Raw genomic sequence first — 12,624 nt, 5'->3', positions numbered from 1 at the left:
GCCGGGAATGGATGCGCGAAGGCCCGGAGCGATCCGGGCCTTCGCGTTTGCGGCGGAGCGTCGTGCGCCGTTCGGTGCGGCCGGGATCCAGGCGCGCCGCCGGTCCGGCCGGCGCGAATCGAGCGCACCGGGCCCGGCCCGGGTGTTTTCGTGTTTCCGGCACATCCCCACCGCGACGGATCGGCCATACAACGCCGGGGCGCACCCGCGCCGCCGCACCGAACACCCCGCCGGAGCCCGTCGATGCGCCCGGTCTAGGAGCAGCGTGAGCCTCGGCCCAGCGCCGCGACGTATGCGAGCGTAGTCCCCGTAGCCCAGGCAACGGGGTTGCTTCGCCTTGTCGCGTGGTTGCCGTGTGGAAATACGCCGCTTCGCCGGTCGCGGCTCGCGCCGCGCCTACAGGATCGACGGCACAACGAAAAACGGCCCGCATCGCGGGCCGTTTTCGCTGCATCGCCGTCGGCTTGGCTCAGCCCTTGCGGAACACCAGGTGCCCGCCTTCGGCCTCGACCTGGATCGTGTCGCCGTTGACGAACTCGCCGCCGAGGATGCGCTGCGCCAACGGGTTCTCGATCTGTTGCTGGATCGCGCGCTTGAGCGGCCGCGCGCCGTACACCGGGTCGAAACCGACGTTGCCGATCAGGTTCAGCGCCGCCTCGCTCAGCGCCAGCTTCAGGCCGCGCTCGCCCAGGCGCTTTTCCAGGCCGTGCAGCTGGATCTTGGCGATCTCGCGGATCTGCCCCTTCTCCAGCGGGTGGAACACGACGATGTCGTCCAGACGGTTGATGAACTCCGGCCGGAAATGGCTCTGCACCACCCCCATCACCGCCGCCTTCATCTGCGTATAGGCCTCCGCCGAGGTGTCGTTGCTCAACTCCTGGATCATCTGCGAGCCCAGGTTGGAGGTCATCACGATCACCGTGTTGCGGAAGTCCACGGTGCGGCCCTGGCCGTCGGTCAGGCGGCCGTCGTCGAGCACCTGCAGCAGGATGTTGAACACGTCCGGGTGCGCCTTCTCGACCTCGTCGAGCAGGATCACGCTGTAGGGACGGCGACGCACCGCCTCGGTGAGATAGCCGCCCTCTTCGTAGCCGACATAGCCCGGAGGCGCGCCGACCAGGCGGCTGACCGCGTGCTTCTCCATGAACTCGCTCATGTCGATGCGCACCATCGCATCGGACGAGTCGAACAGGAACTCGGCCAGGGCCTTGCACAGCTCGGTCTTGCCGACGCCGGTCGGGCCCAGGAACAGGAACGAGCCGCTGGGACGATTGGGATCGGACAGGCCGGCGCGCGAACGCCGCACCGCGTCGGACACCACCCGCACCGCCTCGTCCTGGCCGACCACGCGCGCGTGCAGGGCCTGCTCCATCTTGAGCAGCTTCTCGCGCTCGCCTTCCAGCATCTTCGACACCGGGATGCCGGTCCAGCGCGCGACCACTTCGGCGATCTCCTCGGCGGTCACCTTGTCCTGCAGCAGCTTGAAGCCCTGGGTTTCGGCCTCCTGCGCGGCCTTGAGCTGCTTCTCCAGCTCCGGCAGCTTGCCGTACTGGATTTCGCTCATGCGGCCGAAGTCCTGGATGCGCTGCGCGGCCTCCAGGTCGAGCTTGGCCTGCTCGATCTGCTCCTTGATTTTGGTCGCGCCCTGCAGGGTCGCCTTCTCGGCCTTCCACACTTCTTCCAGATCGTTGAACTCGCGCTCGAGCACGCCGATCTCGGCCTCCAGGTCGGCCAGGCGCTGCTTGGACTCGGCGTCCTTTTCCTTCTTCAGCGCCTCGCGCTGGATCTTGAGCTGGATCAGCCGGCGTTCCTTGCGGTCGAGCTCTTCGGGCTTGGAGTCGATCTCCATGCGGATGCGCGAAGCGGCTTCGTCCATCAGGTCGATGGCCTTGTCGGGCAGCTGGCGGTCGGCGATGTAGCGGTGCGACAGCGTCGCCGCGGCGACGATCGCCGGGTCGGTGATCTCCACGCCGTGGTGCACCGCGTAGCGCTCCTTGAGCCCGCGCAGGATCGCGATGGTGTCCTCCACCGTCGGCTCGCCGACGAACACCTTCTGGAAGCGGCGCTCCAGCGCGGCGTCCTTCTCGACGTACTTGCGGTACTCGTCGAGCGTGGTCGCGCCGATGCAGTGCAGCTCGCCGCGCGCCAGCGCCGGCTTGAGCATGTTGCCGGCGTCCATCGCGCCTTCGGCCTTGCCGGCGCCGACCATGGTGTGCAGCTCGTCGATGAACAAGATCACCTGGCCTTCGTTCTTGGCCAGGTCGTTGAGCACCGCCTTCAGCCGCTCCTCGAATTCGCCGCGGAACTTGGCCCCGGCGATCAGCGCGCCCATGTCGAGCGAGAGCACGCGCTTGCCGCGCAGCCCTTCGGGGACTTCGTTGTTGACGATGCGCTGGGCCAGACCTTCGACGATCGCGGTCTTGCCGACGCCGGGCTCGCCGATCAGCACCGGGTTGTTCTTGGTTCGGCGCTGCAGCACCTGCACGGTGCGGCGGATCTCTTCGTCGCGGCCGACCACCGGATCGAGCTTGCCGGATTCGGCGCGCGCGGTCAGGTCGATGCAGTACTTCTCCAGCGCCTGACGCTGTTCCTCGGCGTTTTCCGATTGCACGCTTTCGCCTCCGCGCAGCTTGTCGATGGCCGGCTCCAGCTTGGACTTGCTCGCGCCGGCCGCCTTCAACGCGCGGCCGGCATCGCCGCCGTCGTCGAGCGCGGCGAGCAGGAACAGTTCGCTGGCGATGAAAGCGTCGCCGCGCTGCTGGGCCAGCTTGTCGGTGACGTTGAGCAGGCGCGCCAAGTCGTTGCCGACCGACACTTGCCCGGCCTGGCCCGACACCTTGGGCAGTTTCTCCAGCGCTTCGCCGAGGCGCTCGCGCAGCAGCGGCACGTTGACGCCGGCCTGGGCCAGCAGGGGCCGGGTGCTGCCGCCGCTCTGCTCGAGCAGGGCGGTCAGCAGATGCGCCGGTTCGATCACGCTGTGGTCGCGCCCGACCGCCAGCGACTGCGCATCCGACAGGGCCTGCTGGAAGCGCGAGGTCAGCTTGTCCATCCGCATGGAGGGTTCTCCGAAAGGTAGGTGGCGGCTGCGGCGCGAGTATCGCGCCGGGGCCGCGAATGACCTGTTAATGCGGCCGCCGCCACGCCTTTCAAGGTATCCGCGGCCCGACCCCGTTCGACCGGGCCTCTTCGAATCAGGGCGCAACGCGCAGCGCCGGGTGCCCGACCCGCGAAAAGATCGATCGTGCGGGCGCGGCCGGCGGACAGGCTTCGCAGCGGCGAGCGATAGCGCCCTTCTCGGCCCGGTTTTTCCGAGGGGCGACCGCAGTGCGGCGGCTGAGACGGCCGCGCGACCGCTGTGCGGTTGCGGCGCTCAAATCCGCGAGCTCGTCAGATCCGTGAGGTCGGCTGCAGGATCTCGACCCAGTAGCCGTCCGGGTCCTTGATGAAGGCGATGTCCTTCATCCGGCCGTCGGTCAGGCGCTTCTGGAACGGTACGCCCAGCCGCTCGAAACGGGCGCAGGCGGCCTCCACGTCGGGCACCGAGACGCAGATGTGGCCGAAGCCGCGCGGCTCGCTGTTGCCGTGGTGATAGGCGAACCCGGCATCGGTTTCGGTGCCGTGGTTGTGGGTCAGCTCGAGCACGCCCGGCTGGCTCAGCAGCCATTCGCCGCGCGCCGGCTCCTCGGCCGGGATCGCGCTCTTGTCGGCCACCAGAACCAGGAAGTACAGGCTGAACTTGGCTTCGTCGAAATCGCGCCGGCGCACCAGGGTGAAGCCGAGCACGCGGGTGTAGAAGTCCAGCGAGGCGGCCGGGTCCTTGACCCGCAGCATGGTGTGGTTGAACACGAAGCCGCGGGTCGCGGCCTCGGGCGCGGCGGTCACGCCGGGGACGGCGTCGAGTTGGTTCTGCAGGGACATGGCGCTGGCCGGTTCGTCGGGGAACCGGCTATCTGCGGGCAACCGCCGCCGGTCTCAAGCCGCGGGCGCGGACGGCACCGGATCGCGCTGCAAAGACAGCAGACCCAGCAAGACGGCCAACCCCAGATAGGCGCCGATGAACTGCCAGGCGATGGTGCGCTGCAGGCCTTCCAGGGCCCAGGGCAGGTAAACGCCGCCGCGCGCGTCGACCGAATGGATGATGCCGAACAGGCTCAGCCCGGCACCGCCGAGCAGGAAGGCCGCGGCGCGGCGCAGACGGCCGTCGACCATCGCCGCGACCGCCGAGGTCCAGATCATCGAGGTCATGATGAAGCCGTTGCCGAGGGTCACGATCACCGCCAGTTCCGGCAGGCCGTGGCCGTCGAGCGCGCCGATCAGTTGCGCGTGCCGGGCCGGGTCGATCCAGGCCGGATTGCCGGTCTTGATCGACAGCATGTAGGCCACCGGCGGCAGGAAGCCGAACACCATCGCGGTGGCGTGCCGGGCCGGGGTGGCCTGGAAGGCCTGGGTGGTGATGTCGAGCGCGACGTAGACGATGATCGGCGCCAGCACCGCCAGCGGCAGCCACTGCACCAGGCCGGAGATCAGCCCGAGCATGCCGCCGAGGCCGACGAACAGGCCGGTCAGCAGGGTGTAGCCGCTGCGCGCGCCCATGTGCTTGTAGGCCGGCTGGCCGATGTAGGGGGTGGTCTGGGCGACGCCGCCGACGCAGCCGGCGATCAGGGTCGAGAAGGCTTCGGCCAGCAGGATGTCGCGGGTGCGGTAGTCGTCGCCGGCGGCGCGCGCGCTTTCGCTGACGTTGATGCCGCCGACCACCATCAGCAGGCCGAACGGCAGCAGCAACGGCAGATACGGCACGGTGTACGGCAGGCCCTCGAGGAAGCCCAGGGTCGGCAGCGGCAGCACCGGCTGCAGCGGCTGCGGCGTCGGCCACTGGAAGCCCGGCGCTCCCAAACCAGCCGCCCCGAAGCCGTAGAACAATACCGTCCCGAACACGAACGCGACGAACACACCCGGCAACTTGATCGGCAACCGCCCTTTCGCCACCAGCACGTACAACAGCAGACCCAGGGTCATGAAGCCGACCAAGGGCGAGCGCAGGGTCTCGATCAGCGGCAGGAAGCCCATCAGCACCAGCGCGGTGCCGGCGATCGAGCCGAGCAGGCCGGCGCGCGGAATCAGCCGGGTCACCGCATCGCCGGCGAAGGACAGTACGAACTTCAGCGCGCCCATCACGATCAGCGAAGCCATGCCGAGCTTCCAGGTAGCGTCGGCGGCCGCCGCCTCGTCCATGCCGGCCTGCTTGAAGCCGACGAAGGCCGGGCCGAGCACCAACAGGGCCATGCCGATGCTGGTCGGCGCGTCCAGGCCCAGCGGCATCGCAGTGACGTCCTCGCGCCCGCTGCGCGCGGCCAGCCGCCGCGCCATGCGGGTGTAGATCAGATTGCCGACCAGCACGCCGAACGCGGTGCCGGGGAACATGCGCGTGTACACGACCTCGGCCGGAAAGCCGAAGATGCCGATCAGTGCGGCGGCGATGAAGCCCAGGATCGACAGGTTGTCGACCACCAGGCCGAAAAAGCCGTTGAGGTCGCCGGCGACGATCCACGAGCGACGAGAACGCCTCATGTCGACGTTCATCGTCCGCGCCCCCAACAGCTCTCGGCCGAGGCGGGCCATGCCCACGCCGACTGCGGCGCGGACTCGAAACACGGTGCTGGCCAACCAGCGGAAACGTAGCTCATCGACGGTACTCGTAACGCGGAAAGGGACGCTTCCGTGCCGGGCGGGCCTGCGATCCGTGCGCAGCCGCGAGTGTGCCGCGATTCGGCCGGCTTGGGGCGGTTGCGCGCCGGCGAATGGGTTATCGGCTTATGTCGGGATGCGCGGCCGGCGCCGGCCGCGCTTCACTCGCCGACGTCGAGCCAGCCGCGATAGCGCACCAGCAGGCCGACCGCCGGCAACTGCGCGGCGACGTCGAAGTGATAGCGGCCGTCGCGCTCGAACTCTCTCGCGCGCACGCCGGCGAACCAGCGTGCCGGCAACGGCAGGCCGAGCGCGCGCACCCGCACCAGGCGCCAGGACAGGCCGGGTTCTTCGCTCCCGTCCTCGCCCAGGCGTTCGACCGGCGCCGGCGCGACCGCCGAGACCACCGTGACCTGCGCGCCGCCGTCCAGCGACATCACCCCCGAAGCCGACGCTTCGGCCAGATCGCCGACCAAGTCCAAAGCGAAGCCGAAGCGCATCGGCCCCAGCCGCTCCAGCACCAGGCCGTCGCGCTCGATCAGGCGCGAACGCATCGCCGACTTGCCGAATCGCCGGGTCCAGGTTTCGGCGCGCGCGCGGGCGTCGATCTCGACCTCGATCGGCCCCGCGTGCGCCTTGGGCAGCCGCGCGATGCGGGAGAACAGCCGCGCGCACAGCCCCTGGCCGCGCTCGACCTGGGCCTCGCCGCGATAGCTGCGGCGCCCTGCGCTGCCGTGGATTCGGCGCAGGGTCGGCGGCAGGAATACGAAACGCACGCCGAGCGCGCGCGGATACAGACCTTCGCGCGCGCCCAGCCGCGCCGCGTCCCGTGCCGGCGGCTGCTGCATTGCCGACGTCCGCATCAGAGCCCGCGCAGTTCTTCCGGTACCACGTAGCGGCGGCCGTCGTAGGCCAGACGCGCGCTGCGCTTCTCGGTCTTGCCGGGCACGTCGGCGCAGTCCTTGCCCTTGGCCACGTTGCGGCGACGCTCGGTGACGCTGTTGACCCGCAGCCCGGCATAGCCGTGGTCGCGCTTGGAGTCGATGGCGACGGTACGGCGCACGCTTTCGAATTCGCCGGCGCAGTTGGTGTCCCACTCGCCGCGCTCTTTCTCGACCTCCAGCTTGCTCAGCACCGGCCGCAACTGGCCGTCGGCGTCGGCGGCGTACAGGTTCAGCACCGTGCTGCTGTAGGGGTTGGCGCGCGAGGAACCGCTGTAGCCGATGCGCAGCCCGAACGCGGTGGTGCGCTCGTCGAGCTTGTAACGCGCGGTGTCCAGGGTCAGCGCGGTGATCTGCACCGCATCGGAGGTCAAGGCCTCGTTTTCGCGGTAACGCTGCAGGATGCGCGGGCGGGCGGAGTCGACGACCAGCACTTCCAGGTCGGCGGTGTCCACGTCCAGACCGGTGGCGGCCTCGTGCTGCAGGGGCACGGCGAGCAGGGTCTTGTCCGGCGAGGCCGGCCAGACCTTGCACACGACCTTGCCCAGGTTGATCCAGCGGGCCGAGGCGCCGGCTGTCCGCAGCAACTCGCCCTCGTCGCCGGTTTCGCCGGTCGCGCCGGGATAGGCGGCGCGCAGCAGATCGTACGTGCGTTCCTGGCAATCGGCGGCGGCGGCATCGGCGCTGGCCAGCGCGGCCAAGGACAAGCACAGGGACAGGACCGTCCGTGGAGCCATGGGAGTCATCATTCCATCCAGATCAGGGTCGCCATGCGCCCGGTGATGCGGTCGCGGCGGTGGGAGTAAAAGCGGTCGCGGTCGGCGATGGTGCACAGGCCGCCGCCGTGGACATGATCGGCGCTGAGTCCGGCGCGCGCCAGACGGTCGCGCGCCAGCCGATACAGGTCGACCCGCCAATGCCCGGGCCGGGTCGCCACGAACGCCGCCGCCGCGGCCGGGTCGGCGGAGACGAAGGCGTCGTAGACCTCGGCGCCGATCTCGTAGTGCAGCGGACCGGCGGCCGGGCCCAGCCAAGCGTGCAGGCGCGCAGGCGCTGTGCGCATCGCCGCGACCGTGGCTTCCAGCACGCCGCCGGCGAGGCCGCGCCAGCCGGCGTGCGCGGCGCCGACCTCGCGCCCGTCCTCGGCCGCGAACAGCACCGGCAGGCAGTCGGCGGTGAGGATCGCCAGCACCGTGCCCGGGGTCGAGGTCACCGCGGCGTCGGCTTGCGGCTCCTCGCCGGGCGCCTGGCCGTCGAAGCGCAGCACGCCGGCGCCGTGCACCTGGTGCAGCCAATGCGGTGCGGCCGGCAGGCCGGCGCGCCCGGCCAGCAATTCGCGGTTGCGGGTCACCGCGGCGGGATCGTCGCGGTGGTCGCCGTAACGGGTGCCCAGATTGAACGCGTCGAACGGCGCGGCCGAGACGCCGAGTCCGCGGCGCACGGTGGTCAAGCCGCGCACCGAAGCCGGCAGCGGCCACTCCGCCTCGATCCAGGGCGCCGCGCCGGCGGCTGCGCTCATCGCCCGGCCTCGGCCGCCGCGCGCGAATCGGCGCGCAGCTCGGCGATCAAGTGCAGCAGGTCGGCCGGCACCGGCGCAGTGCAGCGCACCGGCTCGCCGCTGACCGGATGGACGAACTCCAGGGTCTCGGCATGCAGGGCCTGGCGCTTGAAGCCGCGCAGGGTCTCGACCAGGGCGTCGCTGGCGCCCTTGGGCAGCTTCAGCGGGCCGCCGTACAGCGGGTCGCCCACGATCGGGTGCTTGAGGTGGGCCATGTGCACGCGGATCTGATGGGTACGCCCGGTTTCCAGCCGGCACTCCAGCAGGGTGTGGGCGCGGAAGCGCTCGCGCAGGCGGAAGTGGGTGACCGCATCGCGGCCGTCCTCGCGCACCGCCATGCGCAGGCGGTCGCGCGGGTGGCGGTCGATCGGGGCGTTGGCGGTCCCGCCGGAGACCAGCGCACCGACCACCACCGCCAGGTACTGCCGGTGCACTTCGCGCGCCGACAACTGCTCGACCAGCGAGGTATGCGCCGGCAGCGTGCGCGCCACCACCATGACCCCGGAGGTGTCCTTGTCCAGGCGATGGACGATGCCGGCGCGCGGCAGCGCGGCCAGGCCCGGATCGCGGTGCAACAGCGCGTTGACCAGGGTCCCGGCCGGGTTGCCGGCGCCGGGGTGCACGACCAAGCCGGCCGGCTTGTCGATCACGATCACCTGCTCGTCCTCGTACAGGACGTCCAGGGCGATGTCCTCGGCCTCGGCGTGGGTCTGGGTGTCGAGCACCACCGCCAGCTCCACCGTCTCGCCGCCCTGGACCGGGTCGCGCGGCCGGGCCTCGTGGCCGTTCAGGCGGGCGTCGCCGGACTTGATCCAGGCCGCCAGCCGCGAGCGCGAGTAGTCGGGGAACAGTTCGGCCAGCACCGCGTCGAAGCGGCGCCCGGCGGCGCTGTCGGGCACGGTGGCGGTCAGGGTCTCGCGGGTCGGGGTCATCGTCGGGATCTGTGCAGCGAAAGGGAGTACGGGTTCGGTTAAGGGGCTCGACCCGCGGACTGCTATTATCGGCTCTTCGTGCCTCCGGCGCCCGTCGATGCCTGCCATGACCGTACGCTCTGCCCCGTCCCGCGGTTTCATTCGCCTGCTGTCCCTGCTGTTGGTCGTGGCCGTCGCCGGCACCGGCTGCAGCCGCGTCGGCAAGATGTTCAAGAAGGACAAGGACGCGGACGAGGGGCAGCCGGTCGAGGCCATCTACCAGAAGGCCCACACCTCGATGACCAACGGCAACTGGGCCTCGGCCGAGGTCAGCTTCAAGCGCCTGGTCGCCCAGTACCCGTACGGCCCTTACACCGAGCAGGCGCTGATCGAGACCGCCTACGCCCAGTACAAGTCGGGCAAGCACGACGACGCGATCAGCAGCATCGACCGCTTCATCCGCACCTATCCGACCCACCGCAACATCGCCTATCTCTATTACCTGCGCGGCCTGGTCAACTCCAGCCGCGACACGGTGTTCCTGCAGCGGGTCTGGCGCCTGGACGTCAGCCGCCGCGACCTGGCCACCCCGACCCAGGCCTACAACGACTTCCTGATCGTGGTCGAGCGCTACCCGAACAGCCGCTACGCCGAGGACGCGCGCAAGCGCATGCTGGTGCTGCGCGACACCTTCGCCCGCCACGAACTCGATGCCGCGCTGTACTACCTGCGCCGCACCGCCGATGTCGCCGCCGCCGACCGCGCCAAGTACCTGCTGGAAACCTACCCGCAGAGCCGCTACCAGTACGACGCGGTGGCGGTGCTGTTGACCGCCTACAATCGCCTGGGCAACGAGACCCTGGCCGCGGACGCGCGTCGGGTGCTGCAGCAGAACGACCCCAGCCACCCCGCCCTGAACGGCGAATGGCCGGACTACCCCAGCAACCTGCGCAAGCTCAACCCGTTCGCGGGCGAGAAGTCGGCGGTGGACAACCGCGACGAACTGGAAGCCGAGCGCCAGAAGCAGTAAGCGCCCCTCGCGCAACGCCGGACACGAAAACGCCGCCCTCGGGCGGCGTTTTCGTTGCGGCGCGGCTTCCTGTAGGCGCGGCGCGGGCCGCGACAACCGAAGCGGTTGGCTACCACGCCCCAGCCGAAGCCGGCCCGCGGCAAGACTGCGAGCCCGGACAGCCCGGGCTTCGGCCGTGGCGCTCGCGTACACCGCCGCGGCTGTCGCGGCTCGTGCCGCGCCTGCAGAGGCAGGCCGACACCGCTCAACCGGTGTAGCCGTTGGTGATCGGATAGCGCCGTTCGCGGCCGAACGCACGCCGCGACACCTTCGGCCCGGGTGCGGCCTGGTGGCGCTTCCATTCGCTGATCCGCACCAGGCGCAGCACCTTGTCGACCGTAGCCGGATCGAAGCCGGCGGCCACGATTTCCTCGCGTGACTGCTCCTGATCGACATGCCGCAGCAGGATCGCGTCCAGCACGTCGTAGGGCGGCAGCGAATCCTGGTCCTTCTGGTTCTCGCGCAGTTCGGCCGAGGGCGGCCGCTCGATCACCGCCCACGGGATCACCGGCGCGCCGGCGATCGCGTTGCGCCAGCGCGCCAGCGCGAACACCTCGGTCTTGTACAGGTCCTTGATCGGCGCATAGCCGCCGCACATGTCGCCGTAGATGGTGGCGTAGCCGACCGCGTACTCGCTCTTGTTGCCGGTGGTCAGCAACAGGCCGCCGAACTTGTTGCTCATCGCCATCATCAGCGCGCCGCGGGTGCGCGACTGCAGGTTCTCCTCGGTCACGTCGACCGGCTTGCCGTCGAAGGCCTCGGCCAGGGTGTCGAGGAAACCCTGGAACGGCTTTTCGATCGGCAGCGCGAGCAGGCGCACGCCCTGGGTCGCGCATTGTTCGGCGGCGAGGTCGTTGGACAGGTCGGCGGTGTAGCGCGAGGGCATGCGCACCGCGATCACGTTCTCCGCGCCCAGCGCATCGACCGCGATCGCCATCACCAGCGAAGAATCGATGCCGCCCGACAGCCCCAGCCAGACCTTGCCGAAGCCGTTCTTGCGGCAGTAGTCGCGGGTGCCGCGCACCACCGCGCGCCAGGCCAGCGCGTCGCGGCCCTCATCGGCCTCGGCCGGCCAGGACACCGGCACAAAGCGTCGTTCGCCGTCGTCGTAGTCGGCGACCAGCCAGTGATCCTCGAACGCGGCCGCGGCCGGATGCACATGGCCGTCGCCGTCGGCGAGCACCGAGGCGCCGTCGAACACCAGCGCGTCCTGGCCGCCGACCACGTTCAAATAGGCCAGCGCCACGCCGGTCTCCTGGGCGCGCTGCTCCAGCAGGGCGTCGCGCTGGGCATGCTTGTCGCGCTCGAACGGCGAGGCGTTCGGCACCAGCACCAGGCGCGCGCCGGCTGCGGCGGTGGCCGCCAACGGCTCGGCGAACCACAAGTCCTCGCAGATCACCAGCCCGACCGGCACGCCCTGGACCTCGAACACGCAGGCCTCGCCGTCCGGATCGACGTCGAAATAGCGGCGCTCGTCGAACACCGCGTAGTTGGGCAGTTCGCGCTTGCGGTAGGTGGCCTCGACCCGACCGTCGCGCAGCACGCTGGCGGCGTTGTAGACGATCGCCCCGGCCGCCTGCGGCCAGCCGACCACCGCGACGATGCCGCGCGCGGCCGTCGCGATGCGTTGCAGCGCCGCCTCGCACTGGGCCAGGAAGCTCGGCCGCAGCAGCAGGTCTTCGGGCGGGTAGCCGCTGATCGCCAGTTCCGGGAACAGCACCACGTCGGCGCCGTGTTCGTCGCGGGCCTGGGCGATCATCGCCGCAATGCGTTCCGCGTTGTTGTCGACCGCACCGACCGGGAAGTCGAACTGGGCCAGGGCGATGCGCAGGGTCTTGGGCATGCGGCGATTCTCGAAAGAGCTTCAGTCGTGCGTGTAGCCGACCTCGCGCTGGGCGCGGACGGCGAGGATGAGAATGGTGTCGAATTCGGCCAGGTAGCGGTACAAGGCGACATACCCGCGCGCGTCGCGGCCGACGATCAGTTCGCGCAAGTCGCCATCGAGCGCGCGCCCGATCAGGGGGTTGTCGGCCAACACGTCGATGGCGCGAACGATACCGTCGATCCGTTGTTCGCGCTGCGTCGCCTCGTGCCGGTCCAGATGTTCGAGTATCCGGACGAAGTCCTCCGCCACGGCGGGCGGCAGGACGATCCGGGTCACGATCCCTGCCCGAACGTTTTCTTCGCCGGCAGCGCCGGGTCTTCGCCCCGCGCGCGCTGGGACAGGTAATCGCGCATCTCTTCCCAGGCGAAGCTCTGGCCGTCGGCGACGAACGCCTGCCAACGGCGCTGCGCTTCGTCGATGAAATCGTGCCGGCGCTCGGCTTCGCCGACCTTTTCCTCGAGCGCGCCGAGGATGAAGCCATGCGGCGTGGTGCCGCTGTGTTCGGCGGCGCGGGCGATGCGCGCCTTAAGTTCGTCGGACAGACGGATCGTGGTGGTCGACATGGCGCCCTCGCT

At 70.1% G+C, this 12,624-nt stretch carries 11 protein-coding genes; 1 reads left to right on the top strand and 10 read right to left on the bottom strand.

Annotated features, from left to right (window positions below):
- Window positions 1–469: 469 nt before the first annotated feature.
- The 7 genes from clpB to rluD form a co-directional block, all read right to left on the bottom strand.
- Window positions 470–3,055, bottom strand: coding sequence for an ATP-dependent chaperone ClpB (gene clpB, locus V2J18_RS05240; RefSeq protein WP_336131254.1), 2,586 nt, complete (start codon window positions 3,053–3,055; stop codon window positions 470–472).
- 332 nt (window positions 3,056–3,387) lie between these two features.
- Complete coding sequence (gene gloA, locus V2J18_RS05235; RefSeq protein ID WP_064746466.1) at window positions 3,388–3,918, bottom strand: lactoylglutathione lyase; 531 nt, start codon at window positions 3,916–3,918, stop codon at window positions 3,388–3,390.
- A gap of 54 nt (window positions 3,919–3,972) precedes the next feature.
- A complete protein-coding gene (locus tag V2J18_RS05230; RefSeq protein WP_261369995.1) occupies window positions 3,973–5,568 on the bottom strand; it encodes a hypothetical protein in 1,596 nt (531 codons plus the stop codon).
- Between the two features lie 278 nt (window positions 5,569–5,846).
- A complete protein-coding gene (locus V2J18_RS05225; RefSeq protein ID WP_336131253.1) occupies window positions 5,847–6,533 on the bottom strand; it encodes a DUF4166 domain-containing protein in 687 nt (228 codons plus the stop codon).
- Window positions 6,534–6,547: 14 nt separating this feature from the next.
- A complete protein-coding gene (locus V2J18_RS05220) occupies window positions 6,548–7,363 on the bottom strand; it encodes a PA3715 family protein (RefSeq protein ID WP_336131252.1) in 816 nt (271 codons plus the stop codon).
- Window positions 7,364–7,371: 8 nt separating this feature from the next.
- On the bottom strand, window positions 7,372–8,145 hold the full coding sequence (gene pgeF, locus V2J18_RS05215) for a peptidoglycan editing factor PgeF (RefSeq protein WP_064746462.1): 774 nt from the start codon (window positions 8,143–8,145) through the stop codon (window positions 7,372–7,374).
- On the bottom strand, window positions 8,142–9,116 hold the full coding sequence (rluD, locus tag V2J18_RS05210; protein WP_064746460.1) for a 23S rRNA pseudouridine(1911/1915/1917) synthase RluD: 975 nt from the start codon (window positions 9,114–9,116) through the stop codon (window positions 8,142–8,144). Before rluD ends, pgeF begins: the two co-directional genes overlap by 4 nt.
- A 106-nt stretch (window positions 9,117–9,222) precedes the next feature.
- Here rluD and V2J18_RS05205 point away from each other — a divergent pair, with 106 nt between their 5' ends.
- Window positions 9,223–10,125 (top strand): outer membrane protein assembly factor BamD, encoded by a 903-nt coding sequence (locus V2J18_RS05205; protein WP_087960661.1) that lies wholly within the window; start codon window positions 9,223–9,225, stop codon window positions 10,123–10,125.
- Between the two features lie 244 nt (window positions 10,126–10,369).
- On the opposite strand, the gene V2J18_RS05200 is transcribed toward V2J18_RS05205, so the two are convergent.
- Genes V2J18_RS05200 through V2J18_RS05190 form a run of 3 tightly spaced genes read right to left on the bottom strand, consistent with a single transcriptional unit; the run spans window position 10,370 to window position 12,612 of the window.
- The gene (locus tag V2J18_RS05200) at window positions 10,370–12,007 is read right to left on the bottom strand and encodes an NAD+ synthase (RefSeq protein ID WP_336131251.1); all 1,638 of its coding nucleotides are present in this window, start codon (window positions 12,005–12,007) and stop codon (window positions 10,370–10,372) included.
- A 21-nt stretch (window positions 12,008–12,028) separates the two neighbouring features.
- Window positions 12,029–12,325, bottom strand: a complete 297-nt coding sequence (locus V2J18_RS05195) for a type II toxin-antitoxin system RelE/ParE family toxin (protein WP_336131250.1) — start codon at window positions 12,323–12,325, stop codon at window positions 12,029–12,031.
- On the bottom strand, window positions 12,322–12,612 hold the full coding sequence (locus tag V2J18_RS05190; RefSeq protein WP_064746453.1) for a CopG family ribbon-helix-helix protein: 291 nt from the start codon (window positions 12,610–12,612) through the stop codon (window positions 12,322–12,324). Before V2J18_RS05190 ends, V2J18_RS05195 begins: the two co-directional genes overlap by 4 nt.
- Between the last annotated feature and the right edge of the window lie 12 nt (window positions 12,613–12,624).

The organism is Lysobacter firmicutimachus (genome assembly GCF_037027445.1).
GTDB classification, from domain to species: Bacteria; Pseudomonadota; Gammaproteobacteria; order Xanthomonadales; family Xanthomonadaceae; genus Lysobacter; species Lysobacter firmicutimachus.
Note: the sequence above shows the minus strand (reverse complement) of the source record. Positions and strands in the feature narration are given on the sequence as shown.